This is a genomic window from Sulfitobacter sp. JL08 (assembly GCF_003352045.1).
GTDB lineage: Bacteria > Pseudomonadota > Alphaproteobacteria > Rhodobacterales > Rhodobacteraceae > JL08.
Window position 1 is genome coordinate 182,550 of the sequence record NZ_CP025815.1, and the last position, 14,257, is coordinate 196,806.

At 59.1% G+C, this 14,257-nt stretch carries 16 protein-coding genes; 8 read left to right on the forward strand and 8 right to left on the reverse strand.

Translation table 11 applies throughout. From position 1 onward, the window contains the following. The first annotated feature begins 16 nt into the window (after nt 1-16). Nucleotides 17-334, forward strand: coding sequence for a DUF3775 domain-containing protein (locus tag C1J05_RS00885; protein ID WP_114868610.1), 318 nt, complete (start codon nt 17-19; stop codon nt 332-334). A gap of 5 nt (nt 335-339) precedes the next feature. Here the strand turns inward: C1J05_RS00885 and C1J05_RS00890 are convergent, their stop codons facing one another. The 3 genes from C1J05_RS00890 to C1J05_RS00900 are packed head-to-tail and all read right to left on the reverse strand — an operon-like array spanning nt 340 to nt 2,698. Beyond that, nucleotides 340-1,395, reverse strand: a complete 1,056-nt coding sequence (locus tag C1J05_RS00890; protein ID WP_114868611.1) for a saccharopine dehydrogenase — start codon at nt 1,393-1,395, stop codon at nt 340-342. A 19-nt stretch (nt 1,396-1,414) separates the two neighbouring features. Beyond that, the gene (locus C1J05_RS00895; RefSeq protein WP_114872032.1) at nt 1,415-2,029 is read right to left on the reverse strand and encodes a glutathione S-transferase family protein; all 615 of its coding nucleotides are present in this window, start codon (nt 2,027-2,029) and stop codon (nt 1,415-1,417) included. Nucleotides 2,030-2,044: 15 nt separating this feature from the next. After that, a complete protein-coding gene (locus tag C1J05_RS00900; RefSeq protein WP_114868612.1) occupies nt 2,045-2,698 on the reverse strand; it encodes a histidine phosphatase family protein in 654 nt (217 codons plus the stop codon). A 161-nt stretch (nt 2,699-2,859) separates the two neighbouring features. Between C1J05_RS00900 and C1J05_RS00905 the strand changes: the two genes are divergently transcribed. The 3 genes from C1J05_RS00905 (at nt 2,860) to C1J05_RS00915 (ending at nt 6,472) form a co-directional block, all read left to right on the forward strand. Beyond that, nucleotides 2,860-3,147: a hypothetical protein gene (locus C1J05_RS00905; RefSeq protein ID WP_114868613.1), complete on the forward strand. Its 288-nt coding sequence runs from the start codon at nt 2,860-2,862 to the stop codon at nt 3,145-3,147. Continuing rightward, nucleotides 3,144-4,346 carry a hydantoinase/carbamoylase family amidase gene (locus C1J05_RS00910; RefSeq protein ID WP_114868614.1) on the forward strand — a complete coding sequence of 401 codons (1,203 nt, stop codon included), beginning with the start codon at nt 3,144-3,146 and terminating at the stop codon, nt 4,344-4,346. The genes C1J05_RS00905 and C1J05_RS00910 overlap by 4 nt, the downstream gene beginning before the upstream one ends. Before the next feature lie 218 nt (nt 4,347-4,564). Then, nucleotides 4,565-6,472 carry an acyltransferase family protein gene (locus tag C1J05_RS00915; protein WP_114868615.1) on the forward strand — a complete coding sequence of 636 codons (1,908 nt, stop codon included), beginning with the start codon at nt 4,565-4,567 and terminating at the stop codon, nt 6,470-6,472. Between the two features lie 109 nt (nt 6,473-6,581). On the opposite strand, the gene C1J05_RS00920 is transcribed toward C1J05_RS00915, so the two are convergent. The 3 genes from C1J05_RS00920 to C1J05_RS00930 form a co-directional block, all read right to left on the reverse strand. After that, nucleotides 6,582-6,968 carry an ectoine synthase gene (locus tag C1J05_RS00920; RefSeq protein WP_114868616.1) on the reverse strand — a complete coding sequence of 129 codons (387 nt, stop codon included), beginning with the start codon at nt 6,966-6,968 and terminating at the stop codon, nt 6,582-6,584. Nucleotides 6,969-7,143: 175 nt separating this feature from the next. Beyond that, nucleotides 7,144-8,019, reverse strand: a complete 876-nt coding sequence (locus tag C1J05_RS00925) for a hypothetical protein (RefSeq protein WP_114868617.1) — start codon at nt 8,017-8,019, stop codon at nt 7,144-7,146. A gap of 144 nt (nt 8,020-8,163) precedes the next feature. Further along, nucleotides 8,164-8,721, reverse strand: coding sequence for a TetR/AcrR family transcriptional regulator (locus C1J05_RS00930; protein ID WP_114868618.1), 558 nt, complete (start codon nt 8,719-8,721; stop codon nt 8,164-8,166). Between the two features lie 208 nt (nt 8,722-8,929). On the opposite strand from C1J05_RS00930, the gene C1J05_RS21630 reads away from it, so the two are divergent. From C1J05_RS21630 to C1J05_RS00945, 4 genes are all read left to right on the forward strand, one after another. Beyond that, nucleotides 8,930-9,091: a hypothetical protein gene (locus tag C1J05_RS21630; protein WP_205389025.1), complete on the forward strand. Its 162-nt coding sequence runs from the start codon at nt 8,930-8,932 to the stop codon at nt 9,089-9,091. A 56-nt stretch (nt 9,092-9,147) separates the two neighbouring features. After that, entirely contained in the window at nt 9,148-9,780 is a 633-nt protein-coding gene (locus C1J05_RS00935) for a pyridoxamine 5'-phosphate oxidase family protein (protein WP_114868619.1), read from the forward strand. Between the two features lie 28 nt (nt 9,781-9,808). Further along, nucleotides 9,809-10,771, forward strand: coding sequence for an alpha/beta fold hydrolase (locus tag C1J05_RS00940; RefSeq protein ID WP_254684677.1), 963 nt, complete (start codon nt 9,809-9,811; stop codon nt 10,769-10,771). 93 nt (nt 10,772-10,864) lie between these two features. Next, entirely contained in the window at nt 10,865-11,707 is an 843-nt protein-coding gene (locus C1J05_RS00945; RefSeq protein ID WP_114868620.1) for a PhzF family phenazine biosynthesis protein, read from the forward strand. Between the two features lie 126 nt (nt 11,708-11,833). Here the strand turns inward: C1J05_RS00945 and C1J05_RS00950 are convergent, their stop codons facing one another. Together C1J05_RS00950 and C1J05_RS00955 are read right to left on the reverse strand one after the other, a co-directional pair. Further along, the gene (locus tag C1J05_RS00950; protein WP_114872034.1) at nt 11,834-13,039 is read right to left on the reverse strand and encodes an acyl-CoA dehydrogenase family protein; all 1,206 of its coding nucleotides are present in this window, start codon (nt 13,037-13,039) and stop codon (nt 11,834-11,836) included. A gap of 193 nt (nt 13,040-13,232) precedes the next feature. Then, nucleotides 13,233-14,252: an AraC family transcriptional regulator gene (locus C1J05_RS00955; RefSeq protein ID WP_114872035.1), complete on the reverse strand. Its 1,020-nt coding sequence runs from the start codon at nt 14,250-14,252 to the stop codon at nt 13,233-13,235. Nucleotides 14,253-14,257: the final 5 nt, after the last annotated feature.

The window sequence follows — 14,257 nt, forward strand, 5'->3', positions numbered from 1 at the left end:
AACAGGAGGGTCAGGCATGCTGGAAATTTCCACACGACAGGTGGCGCAGGTCATCCTGATGGGGCGAGAACTGGGTCGCGCCGAAGGTGAATTGCGGGGTCTGATCGACAGGCTGAGCGAAGACGCGCAGGCCGAGCTTGTAGCGCTCATGTGGATCGGGCGTGGCAGCTTTGAACCCGAAGACCTGCCCGAAGCCATCAACACCGCCCGCCAGGAGGCGACAACCCCGACCGCTGATTACCTGATCGGCACACCGCACCTGTCCGAACATCTGGAAAACGGGCTGGATGCGCTGGGCATTTCCGCCACCGATGCCGAAGACGATCTGATGTAGAGGTTTCAGACGGCTTTGGTCTGCGCCAGAAAGGTTGCGTTGGCGCGGCCCCAGACGCCTGCGTCCAGATCATTCAGCGTTAACAAGGACGGCAGCAGTTGCGCGGCGTAATCCTGCGAACTTTCCACCGGCAGCATCGACGGCAGATTGTCGATCGCCGTGACATCGAGCGGCGGATCGTCATGCACCCGCAACGCCGGCGCGGCCCATGTGGTGATGCGGTCATAAACCTTGATCGGTGAAAAATCGCTGTCCGGATCACAGGCAATATCGCCGATCACGCGCAAACGTCGCGCCGCAGCACCCGTATCGGCGGGCACGAAAACCGGCGTGCCGGGCCGGGCCAGAATACAGTTGAAAAACAGATCGTGTTGCAACACCTCGGGGAATGGTCCGCCATGTGCGGTTTCGGCCATATCCCATTTTGTCGCCGCCACGCCCACCGCTTCGCACAGATCAAACACGCCCGTGCCAACGCGCCCCAGCGCCCCGATGATCAGCGCATCGGGCCGCGCCTGTCCCGTACTGTCCAGATCGCGCGCCAGATCGGTGCGCAAGGCCTGCGCGCTTTCATAAACCCCGACCGGTCCTGCAATACCGCCGCGCTGCTGTGCGGCCCAGCATTTCAGCGCCACGGCTGCCCCTGCATACCCCGCCCAATAACCAAACGCCGCAACGCGCCGACCGTCGGGATCAACCAGATATTCAAGGTCATACAATGTACCGCCGCCCGCCTTGAACCGTTTCAGCAGTACCTGCCCCGCAGGCTGGCCCTTGTAGGCATGCCCGAACAGGATATGCCGGTGCACCAGCGGCGTGCCATCTTCGGGCAATTCCTTCAGCCCGAAAATGATCGCATCGCGCGGCGCGTCAGGCCAGCTGTTCTGCGGCGCAATGGTGCATCCGGCGGCGCGGTAGCCCTCAATTCCGATCGCGCGGTCGGTGCTGTCTTCGATCGTCACCGTGATGCCTGCGGCCTGCAATTGCGCGGCCCCGTCCAGCGTCAACCCGACCCGTTGTTCGTTGGCGCGCTGTTCGGCCCGTACCCAAAGATGCGTCATGTGTCTGCCCTTGCCATGTTCAGAAAAACCCGTCGCTTTGCGCCTTTTGCACCGATGCACGGGCCTGCATTCGCTGCTGATAGGCATGCAGGTGCGGAAAATCGGCGATATCCACCCCGTCCGAAGGCAACCATGTGGTCACGGTATAGAAATACGCGTCCGCCAGCGTGAACTGATTGCCCAGAACAAACGGGCCCTGCACCACCTCGTCTTCGAAATAGCGGCAGTTGGCGGTGATGTTTTCCGTGACCTTCGATTTCAGATCGTCAAAGCTGCTTTGCTGATACGCCCAGCGTGCGCCGCGCCCGCCCATCGCATGATTGATGTGCCATGTGCTGGCCAGATAGGTCATCACGCTGCGCATCTGCGCGGCCTGAAACGGATCATCGGGCACCAGCCGCGCTTTGGGGTAGAGCGCTGCGACATAGTCCAGCAAGGCGCTGGTTTCCGTCAGTACACCCCGGTCCGTGATCAGGGCGGGCACACGACCCTTGGGATTGACCTTGTGATAATCCGGTTTGGTCTGGTCGCTGCTGGCGAAATCTATCTTGACCGTTTCATAGGGCGCGCCCACCTCGTTCAGGGCAATTGCCACGGCGGCAGATACGGTTCTGGGGGCGTAATAAAGCGTCAGCATAAAGCACCTTTGTCAGATATGGGTCTGGGCCGCGCGCCGGTCGGCACGATCCAGATGCGGCACCGCATTGAACAGCACCGGCGACCAGTGGCCGCCAATCGGGAACAGCCGGTGCATCGAGGTGTGCATGATCGCCAGTGCCATGCGTGACATCGCCGGAATATCCAGCCCCATCGCCTGCCGCATTGCCATCGAGATCAAGCCGCCCGATGTAACAACCAACGCTGGCCCGTCACCTTCGCTGATATCCAGCAGGGCCGCTTGCACACGCTCTTCGAACGCCTGAAAGGTTTCGGGTGCATCGCCGATATGGCCGTCTTTCCAGCGTCCGAACAAATCCGGCAAATGGTTGGTGAATGTACCGGCTTCGGCTGGAAAGGGCACACCGTGCTGGGCTTCCATCAGTTTGGCCAGCGTGAAATATTCCAACTCGTTCAGCCGCGCATCGCGGATCGGTTTCAATCCGGTCTGCATTGCATCCGCCGTTTCGATATGGCGCGTCAGCGTGCCGGTATAGAGCCGCGTATGGTGCTGGTGCGTGTCCTTCAGATGTGCGCCCAGCCACGCCGCCTGTTCGTGGCCCAGCGGGCTTAACCGGTCATAACTTAACTCGTCGCGGGCGGCGGAATTGGCCTGACCATGCCGGATCAGCGTGATGTGGGACATAAGGCGTTTCTCCTGTTGCTCTGTCTTAGGACAGGCACGGGGCAGGGGAAAGACCCAACTGGGCCGGCAGGCGGTGCAAACTCGCAGGATACATTGAAACCCGCGTAGTACCGCGCTAACGAAGTGGGCTAACGTGAAACCGCGATGGAGTCGCTTGCATAATGTTTACGAAGTTGGGCCGCATTCTGGCTGTAATGGCCGTTCTTTGGGGCGTTATGCGAATTGCAATGGCAGTTGCCGTCCTGATGTCCGATGACCCTTCTTGGGCGACCGTAAGATATCTGGGTACCAAAACCACCGGTCAAGTGATCGACCAAGGTTTGTACACAATCATTTTTGGTATTCTGGTAGGTGTTTTGACTGACATCAGCAAATCGCTATTTTCCATCCGCGACGCCAAGTTGAACCTAGTTGGGAACCAAGCCACCGAACTGGAACAGACCCCATGATCAACCCAGACCGTTTTTTGGCAGACCTTCATCACCTGCGCAGTTTTGGTGCGGCCGGGGTTGGAAACGGGGTGATCCGCCCGGCCTTCAGCGCACCTGACATCGCTGCGCGCCACTGGCTGGCGCAGCGGATGCAGGATGCGGGGTTGCAGGCGCATATCGATCCGGCAGGCAATGTGTTCGGGCTGGCCGAAGAAAAATCCCTGCTGATGGGCTCGCATTCCGACAGCCAGCCGACCGGCGGCTGGCTGGATGGCGCGCTGGGAGTGATCGCTGCGCTTGAGATTGCGCGCGCTGCGCAGGAACAGGGTGGCCCGCCGGTATCGGCTGTCAGTTTTCAGGATGAAGAAGGGCGCTTTGGCACCTGCACCGGCAGCATGGTGTGGGCGGGCGCGATGCCCCTGCACGAGGCCGACACTGTCACTGATCGTGACGGCATATCCTTTGCACAGGCCCGCGCCGCGATGCAGGGCAAGGCCGATACGTTCATCGCACCCGACCGGTTTTCCGGCTTTGTCGAACTGCATATCGAACAGGGCCCGACGCTGGATGCCGCTGGCGAACAGATTGGCGTTGTCACCGACATTGTCGGCATCCGGCAAAACCATATCACCTTTGAAGGCCAGCAGAACCACGCCGGCACCACGCCAATGGCGGCGCGGCGCGATGCGTTTCAGGCGGTGTCTGCGTTCAACACCCTGCTGAACGACCGTTTGCGCAATATCGTCACCCCTCAAACCGTCTGGACGATCGGCCATGTCAGCCTGACGCCCAATGCCCCGTCCATCGTGCCGGGCAAGGCGGTGTTTTCCATGCAGTGGCGCGATGGCGATCTGGATCGGCTGGACCGGATGGAAGAGGTGATCAACGACGTTGCAACGCAGATCGCATCAGATTTCGGCATGGCAATGACCAATGTGCCGCGTCCCGCCATGGTGCCTGTCGCGATGGACAAGACCCTGCGTACCGCGCTGGAAAACGGCGCCATCGCGATCGCACCGGGGCGCTGGCGCACCATGCCGTCGGGCGCGCTGCATGACGCGACCAACGTGTCCTCTGTGCTGCCCGCCGCTATGCTGTTTGTTCCGTCTATCAACGGCATCAGCCACGCGTTCGAAGAAGACACGCACGAAGCCGATCTGATCGCCGGTCTGCAAGTTCTGGATCATGCGGTACAGGCACTGGGCGCAAGGTTGTGAATTCGGTGATGCCGGACATCCGCGCCCCGCACCATTGCACATAAGACTTCGGTGGCTTGTGTCATGGGTGCAAAAACACAATAAGGTCAATCCAGACAGCGCAAGACCGAAGAACCCCGCAGTTGCGTTTTCAGAAGGGTTCGGGCGGGGCAGCGCGCGCACAAATGACAGGTATCGGTAGCGGGTGCGCCCGGATCCGGTGAACAGGGACAAGCCGAGTGTTCAGAACGGATATCGAAGGTCTTCGCGGCGTCGCGGTTCTTGCGGTTGTGGTACACCACATGAACGCATCTGCGCTGCCACATGGCTATCTGGGCGTCGATATCTTCTTTGTGATTTCGGGCTACGTGATCACCGCATCCATCGCGTCATGGCCGTGGACAGATTTCGGGGCATCTGCGGCCCGCTTTTTCGGCCGCCGTTTCAAGCGGCTTGCGCCTGCCCTTGTCGTTTGCCTTGGTGTCACCACGGCGCTCAACTCTCTCGTTATTCAGGATATGGGCAGCTACATCGAAACCGGCTATTGGGCCGCGTTCGGTGCATCGAACATTTTCCTTTATCTGCAACAGGCCGACTATTTCGGAGCGTCGGTAGAACTGAACCCGTTTACCCACACATGGTCATTGGGCGTGGAAGAACAGTTTTATCTGTTGTTTCCCGTGCTGGCATGGCTTGCGCTGTCGCCGCGTTTCGGCGCAAGGCTGCACGCGGTTCTGTTGCCGGGCGCAATTCTTCTGACGGTCTGTTCGCTGGCGGCTTTTGTCTGGGGCACGCATTACGCACCTAATGCTGCATTCTATCTGCTTCCCTTTCGGGCGTGGGAACTGGCCATCGGGGCCGGTGTTTTCATTCTGAACGCGCGTTTTGGCCGAACCGCCCCGTCGTGGATGCCGTCAGTTGCGATACTGCTGGCGCTGGTCGCCGGTCTGGCGCTGCCGGCTGAAACGGACCGGTCAGTGCTGACCGCTTTGGCGGTCGGTTTTACCGCCCTGTTGCTGTGGGATACTCGACCCGGTGGTGGCATCACGCTGCTTCTGGCAAACCGTCCGATCCGCTATTTCGGGCGCATCTCGTATTCGCTGTACCTGTGGCACTGGCCTGTGGTTGTTTTCGCGAAATGGTCTGTCGGGATCACCCTTATCACTGCGCCGGTTCTGATCGTCATCATGCTGGCGCTGGCATCGGCGTCTTACCGCTTTGTCGAACAGCCGCTGCGCCATGCGGATTGGGGCGCCCGGCGCCGCACAGCCGCGCTCAAGGGATTGGCGGGATTTGTTGCCGGTCTGGTCATCCTGTCAGCTTTCGAAGGCGTTCTGAAAGAGCGGCTTTACATCGGCGATCCCGCCCCGCTGGAGCATCGCGGCTCGGAAAGTCTGCTGATCCCGCTGGCGGACGGGAACGGAAACACCTGGCAAGGCGCGCCCTGCGTTATTGATACGGAAAGCCGCGTTGGCCAGCCGATCCGGATCGAAGATTGTACGTTCGGTGCGTTCCCGACAGCACAGCGCCGGGTGCTGGTGCTGGGAAATTCGTTCACTGCCGCCTTTTCGGGCACGTTTCAAAGGATCGCGGAGGCCGAGGATATGGCGATCACGCTCACGTCGTCCTGGGGCTCGCCCGCTGTTGCGCCCCTTGATGATGAGTATGACGGGCCATGGATAAACGAAAACCGGTATTACTGGACAGATGTTGTGCCCGATCTTGTCGGCACCCTGCGTGCCGGTGACATCGTGTTTCTGGCCAGTGATCTGGCCTATATTTTTTCCGTCAATGGCGCGCTGCCGCAGGATGCGCTGAACGATTACATCGCCGGAGTGAGCCACCTGTCCGCCGATCTGAATGCACGCGGAATAGGTCTGGCGATACTCGGCCCGATGCCGCTGGCTCGCGAAGCAAACTGCACCCCCGATACCGCCGTCAGCCAGTGGTTCGCCCCACAGGGCGGCCCCTGCCATTATTATTCAAGACAGGCCACGCTGGACCGTCTTGCCCCGCTGCAACAGGCACAGCGCGAACTGGCGCAGGACAGCGGCATAATCCTTGTGGACTTGTTTGATTTCTTCTGCCCGGGACAGATTTGTACCTATGGCAGTCGCGATACCATCGTTCTTTATCGCGATGAATGATCCCATCCGTCGCTGGAAGCCGCGCGTGCTGTTGCGCCGGATGTGTTCCGGCAACTCACCAGCCCCTAGCATCGTTTCTCACACACGGGCGTTGATCGCATCCACCCCGTCAGCCCGCTGCATAACTCCCGTCCGGCTGATGGACTTCATCGCCTTGCAGGGCCGGGGAAAATACGCAGATCAGGCGTACCGTTTCGTCACCGATCACGCGAACCTCGTGTTTGTCGTGGGCGTTCGGCGCATAAAGCACACCGGGCCTGATGCGATGCGTTACGCCGCTGTCTGTTTCGGTCACTTCCGCTTCGCCCGACAGGCAGTAGCAGGCTTCGATGTGGTTCTTATAATGAAGTTTCAGCACCGCGCCGGGCAGGATTTTGGTATCGGTCATGGAAAACCCCATGCCGTCGGATTTCACCAGCAGCCGCAAACTTTCCCACCCCGGTCCGCGCGCATCGCGCGGGGTGGATAGCAGGGCATTTCTATCAGCGATAATCATGTCGGTTCTCCGGCTAAAATGGTGCGGTCAGGGTGCACGGGACGCATAAAACCGCGCCATGCGCAGTCTAGGCCCAGCGCGAGTAAACCGCCAATTGAAAACCCCACATGTCGGGACATGCGCGCAGGTCACACAAGGAAGTACCGATCAAATCCGACCGGCTGCGAAAGGGTGTTTACCCGTCTTTTCCGTACCGCGCGCGCCGCAACCTGCGCCGCAGCCGAAAGCGCAGCCGCTGCCACGGGGTGTATTCGTCGGGAAACCGGTGAAGGTTTGCGGGCAGAAGCTGCAAACTTTTCGGACCATGTTGCATGCCGTGCCACAGCGCCTTGACGGGGCCGGTTGAAAGAATCTCTCCGTTGTATCCTGCAAAGACATAGCTGACGTGTTTGTCTTCTGAACGAAGCTGTTCAAGTGTCGGTTTGTCGTTGCCAATCACGGCGTCGGACAGGGCGGATTCGACGAAGATCAGGTTCACGTCTGTCGCAGCGACCAGGTCATAACCCTTCTGCCCGGCAAGATCGCAAAGGGCGCGTGCGCTGTTGCCATGACGGATCGAGAAATCGGCGGGCTGTACATAAGAAACGCAGTTCGGAATCGTGGGGTTGAACTCGATACAGACGATCTTGGGCCGATAGGTTTCGATTGAATTCCAGACGTGCCAGTCACAGCTGTCGATGTCGATCGAAAGTACGTCAAAATCCTGCGGGATCGGTGTTTCCGCCAGAATGGTTTCCAGCCGTCCTTCGCCGGACAGCGACACCCAGCGGCAGAACTTGAGCACACGGTCCTCGGGTAAATTGCGCTGCAGTTCCTTGAAACGGTCCGCGTCTCCTTCGACAAGGACTGCGGAATAGCCGTTTTCACGGATCAGTTTGCAGGTGTTGGAAAGATAAACGCCATCCCACGCGCCAAACTCGACGCACCATTTATTAAGCGCGGTTGATCGTGAAATCCGCGACAGGCACTCTTCGAGTATCCCGTCTTCACCATATTGCGAATAGGTGTTGCTGCCGAACTCGGACAAGGCTTTTTCGACGGTCGCATTCATGTTCTGGGCCCCCGGTTTCGAACGGGTTTTTCCTATACGCGAAACCGGACAATATCAAATTCCGTGTCCCGGCTGATGGACGGGTTGCCGATGCGCGACGAAAACGGGCGAGTGATGGGCATTTGCGTATCGCGGCGTGCAGCCTCAATGCGCCTTGATGATCCTTGCGGCGATTTCTTTGGCTTCTTGGGCAGGGGCCGGATCATGGGACATGGCGGCGATCACGATCGCACCTTCCTTGAGTATCAGCAGTTGGCGCGCGATTGCCCGCGGGTTTGGCAGACCAGCGGATTTTGCCAGTGCCGCGAAATGATCGACAAGAAGTTCCTTGTGGGCATATGACTGTTTGTTGATGGCATCGTCCTTGTTCTGGTACTCGGCGCTGGCCTTGATGAACATGCAGCCCTGAAACCCGTCAGCGACAAACCATTCGCCCAGAACGTCAAACATGGCCAGCAACTGGCCCTCGGGCGTATCGGCAAGGTCTTCCATGCGGCGGAAGTACCAGTTTCGAAAGTTTTCATCCCGCAGGCGCAGCACCGCAAGGATCAGTTCTTCCTTGGTGCGAAAGTGTTTGTAGATCGACGTTTTCGACACGCCGGTTTCCTTCGCGACCAGATCCATGCCGGTTGCGTTGAACCCGTTCCGGTAAAACAGGGTCAACGCTCCGCGAATCAGGTCTGCGCGTTTGCTTTGGCTCATTCAGGCACCTTTGGCTTACTGATCTGTACATAACATTTCCCTTCACAGTCTCAAGAAGAATCACGTTTTACCGATGGTTTAGGCCGAGTTTTCGCCGCGTATAAGGAGGCGTGATGTCGGTTATCAAAAGCTTTTCCTTGAAAACATTAACCGACCAGTACATGTTGATGAAACATTAACCGATCTGTAAACCTTAGTGGAGAAACCTATGAACGTCTTGTCCCCACATTTTAAGACACGCTTGTCCTTCCTTGCTCTGGCCGCATCCATGGCCCTCAGTCTGGCCTCTGCCGCACTGGCGCTGGGCGGTGCGCCCGATCCCGGTTTTGACATGACCCTTGGCAACATCGCCCTGCTGGAGGCGCGCTGACCCCGCCCCACCGAACATCCGGGTCTGAAAGACCTGAACCTTTGAAGGAATAAACCATGGCTATTGCATTTGCAGACATCGCGTTCACCCCATCCGTCCTGCGCACTCAGGAACAGAACGGATCTGGTCGCTATGCCGGGTTCCTGTCCGAAACACGCAGTGGCGGCGACCGGTTGGGCGAAGGCGAACGCGCCTTTATCGAGGCGCGCGACGGCTTTTATCAGGCCACTGCTTCCTCGACCGGCTGGCCTTATGTCCAGTTCCGCGGCGGACCGGCGGGGTTTGTCAGGGTTCTTGATGACCAGACGATTGCCTATGCGGACCTGCGCGGGAACCGTCAGTATATTTCGACAGGAAACCTGTCTGACAACGATCGTGTTTCCCTGATCCTGATGGATTACCCGAACGCCCGGCGGCTCAAGATTTGGGGGCGGGCGGAAATCACCAACATGGACGCAGACGCCTTTGATCTCGCACCCGCCGGCACGCCCGCCGAACGGCTGGTTAAGATCAGCGTCAAGGCGTTTGACTGGAACTGCCCCCAACACATCCCCCGCCGCTTCACAAGCGAAGAGGCAGGCGACGAGATCGCGGCATTGCGCCGCGAAAACGAGGCCCTCAGGGCCGAAACCAGTGCTCTGCGCCGCTCTGTTCTGCGGTCAGAGTCCCCGCTGCCCAAAAGCCGCTGAACCGCGGCCCATGACAAGGATTGAACCCATGAAAAACCAGATGATCCACACCACGCTTGCCGCGTTTCTTGCCGGCGCTTCATTTTTGCCGGTCACCCTGCCAAATCTGGCAGCCGCAGCTGAAAGCCCCTTTGCGGTTCGCATGAACACAATGGAAATCGACGGGCTGACCATCGCCTATCGCGAAGCGGGCGATCCATCGAACCCGACTGTCCTGTTGCTGCACGGTTTCCCGACATCGTCGCATATGTTTCGCGAACTGATCCCTGAATTGGCCGGGAAATACCATGTCATCGCGCCGGATTATCCTGGCTTTGGTGCTTCTGATATGCCGGACGTGAAAGACTATGACTACAGTTTCGCAAATGCCGCCGATGTGGTTACCAAGCTGATCGAAGCCAGGGGGGTCACAGATTACGCGGTCTACCTGATGGATTACGGCGCGCCGGTGGGATACCGGATGTTCGCCGCAGATCCTGCGCGGGTCACCGGGTTTATCATCCAGAACGGAAATGCCTACGAAGAAGGTTTGCGCGAATTCTGGGATCCGATCAAAACCTATTGGGCAGAACCCAGCGCCGAAAACGGTGATGCCCTGCGCGCATTCCTGACCCTTGATGCCACGATCTGGCAGTTCACGCACGGTGTCGGGGATGTGTCCAAGGTCAACCCCGACAATTACTGGCACGTGCAGTACCTATTGGACCGTCCGGGAAATCAGGAAGTGCAGCTTGAGATGTTTCTTGATTACGGTACCAATGTTTCCGAATATCCGAAATGGCAGGCGCTGTTTCGGGAACACCAGCCGCCTGCATTGATTGTCTGGGGTCAGAACGATCATATCTTTCCGGCACAAGGCGCCCATCCCTACAAGCAGGACCTGACCGATGTGGAATTTCACCTGCTGGATACCGGTCACTTTGCGCTGGAGGAATACGGCGAAGTGATCGCGGACGAGATGACCGATTTTCTGGACCGTATCCACGACTGATCAGACCGGATTGCCGCGCCGTCCTGCTTCGGGCGTGGCAATCCCCGCCTCATGTAAAAGCCGGATCAGGCCGGCGCGTCGAAAGGACCCGTTATGTTTGAACCAGATATCCACCGCATTGCCGCTTTCTCGGACGGGACAAGGGGCGGAAACCCCGCCGGAGTTGTCGTTGCTGACACCATGCCGGATGCCGAACAGATGCAGCGCATTGCCGCCGAAGTTGGCTATTCCGAAACCGTATTCGCTGCGCCCAACAGGGACGGCTGGCACGTGCGCTACTTTTCCCCCTCGGCCGAAGTTGCCTTTTGCGGGCATGCAACCATCGCCCTTGGAAATGTCCTTGCCGATCAAATAGGTGCCGGGGTTTTTCCTTTAACGCTCGGCACAGGGCAGATCACGGTTGAGGCGAAGCGCGACAAGGACGGCATGTCTGCCATCCTGACGTCGCCCCCGACAAAAAGTGGCAGGGCCGACCCCCGGCTTGTTACACAGGCGCTTGATCTATTCTCGCTCTCGCCCGGCGATCTTGATCCTTTCATTCCCGCCGGTCTTGCCAATGCGGGAAACGATCACCTGATCCTGCTTTTGAAAGACCGCCAGACCCTGTCGCGGATGCGCTATGATCTGGCAGAAGGGGCGGATTTGATGACGCAGCATGGCCTGACCACGATCAGCCTGCTTTGGGCTGAAACGCCCCGCCTGTTTCACAGCCGCAATGCCTTTGCCATCGGCGGCGTTCTGGAAGATCCGGCGACCGGTGCCGCCGCAGCGGCCCTGTCGGGCTATCTGCGCGATCTGGGGTGGCCTCATGGGGGATCGATTGACATTGTTCAGGGCGAAGATATGGGCGCGCGTTCGCTCTTGCACGCTGAAATCGGCCCGCAGGCGGGTGCGGGTATCCGGGTTTCGGGAACCACCCGCCTGATTGACGCCTAAGGGTATTCCCCTGTCCGGCCACCCCACCGCAAACAGCGCCAAGTCGCATGCGGTTGGGTGATTTGAACCGCGCGCGCTCTGTTGCAAAGGGCGCGCGCAGGACCGCCGGCGGCAGGCGTTTCCGGCTCAGGCTGCGTTTTGGTGCGCCTTTGGTGCGTCGGTTTCGCCAAACCCCTTTGGCACCGGCAGGTCGGGCAATGTGGCGGCGCGTTTTTGCAATGCGCGTCCGATCACAACGCGGCTGATCTCGGTTGTGCCGTCCACGATCCGCAACATCTGCGCAAGGCGCGACAAACGGTCCAGACCATAAGGCTGCAACAGGCCCATTCCGCCCAAGACCTGCGTGCAGGTGTTCGCGGCTTTCACGGCGGCATCCGGCACAAACCGTTTGGCGTGGGCGGCCATCAGCGGCCCCTCGGGCGTGCCCAGTGCCTCTGCCGCCCTGCGATAGAGCAGGCGTGACACTTCCAGATCGGTCGCAACTTCGCCCAGCATCCACTGGATGCCGTCAAGGTCTAGGTTCTTGCCCCCGAACATCTTGCGGTTCTTTGCATACGACAACGCCGTATCAAGCGCTGCCTGCATCAGCCCGCAACAGCCTGACGCGATCGACACCCTTGCGATATCAATCGCCATCAGCGATCCTTGCAGGCCCTGACCGACCGGCAGGATGATATTGTCTTCGCTGACAACAACCTTGTTCATGTACATTTCGGACATCGGCAGAAAGTTGTAAGACGGCGTGTCATACATCGGGCCAAAGCTCAGCCCCTCGGCATCGGCGGGAATGGCGATCATCGCCATATCCTTGTGTCCGGGCGCATTGCTGGTCTTGACCACGGTAAAATAAACATCGGCCTCGGTGGCAAGGCTGACCCACGCCTTCGATCCGCTGATGGTCCACGTTCCATCGCCGTTGATCGTGGCGCGGGTGTACATCTGCATCGGGTCCGATCCCGACTGCGGTTCGGTCAGCGCGAAATTGGCCAGCTTGCGCCCCGATGTCAGATCACGCGCCCATTTTTCCTTGAACGCGTCGGTACCATAGCCGCAGCCGGCAAAGGTGCAGATATTATGCATCGACAGCGCAAAGGCATAAGCGCCATCGCCCAGACCCAGCTGTTCGTACACCTGAATGCCTTGCGACAGCGGCAGGCCCTGACCGCCGAACTCCTCAGGGGCATAAAGCCCGGTCAGACCGGCGGCCCCGGCCTTGTCCGATGCATCGCGGGGCCATTTTCTCGCGGCGTTCCACTGGTCGATATTGGGTTTGATCACCTGCTCTGCATGTTCGCGTGCGGCCTGTAGAATGCTGTCCAGTCTGGTTGTCATGGGGTGCCCTTTATCCGAAGTGCATTGTCCAATACTGCCGAAACGCATGGCAGCAGGATTACTGTCGCGGCGCGCGGTTTCATTGGAAAGTGCGTTGAATTTCAAATTATGAGAAGATTTTAGTCAGTCTACGCCGAATGCGAAATCTCATAGGCTGACAGATTATTGTCCGAAAGTGACAAAATAAAGCGATCTAGCCTTGTGTCTGCCGGTACGATCTGGGTGTGCCGCCAGTCCACCGGTGGAACGCACGGTGAAAGTTTGCTGCGGATGAAAACCCGACATCCTGCGCGATTTCCTCAATGCTTTTTCGCCCGGCTTGCAGATCGCGGATCGCGATGTCACGGCGCAACCCGTCTTTGATTGCCTGAAAGGATGTGCCATCCGCATCCAGCCGGCGCATCAGTGTGCGTGACGTCAGGTGCATGGCCCTTGCCGCGTCGGCCAGCGTACAATTGGTCCAGTCCGCCTGCGACAGGTAGGTGCGCACCCGCAGGGATTGCGTGTGTTCGCGCGAACTGGTGAAGATCCAGTCTCGGGGCGCGTTCTTCAGAAACTCATCCAGATCCGCCGCACTGCGCGCCTGCACCGGGCCAAATCGTGCGGGATCAAACGAGATTGATGTCGCCGCTGCGCCATACCGGACAGGTGAGGGGAAAATGATGGCATAGTCCGGCGCAAAATCCGGCCGCTCGAACGCAAAGGCGACGGCTTTCACCGGCACCTCGTAGCCCGCAAGCCAGGACAAAAGACCATGGGCCAGCTTCAGGATCAACATGTGCCCGAACCGCTGAACCGGTGCAGGCCCAATCTGTTTCAGCGTCAGTTCCAATCGGTCGTCCATATCGGTCAACTCGAACTGGTAATCGTCCAGTAGCAGGTTCCAGAATGTCGAAAACCGGTACAGCGCCGATGACAGCAACGTCGCCTCGCGCACCGATGTCAGCAGGTGTTGCAGCGCACGCGGGCGGATCGGTCGGCTCCACAATCCCATCATCTCGTCGCCGGTTTCGACAGCAGCCGACTGGTAGAGGCGCACAATCTGATCCAGCGTCACCCGACCGTTGGGCTGGCTCTGATCTGCAACCATGCCGGATTTCTGCAAAAGGGATGCCATCTGCGCATCCGTGTACAAGGACCGTAAAGCCGTCAGCCAGTCGTCGATAAACGTGCTGGAAACCGTTGAAAGGATGCTGGGTGCAACAGGGGTCATGGTGC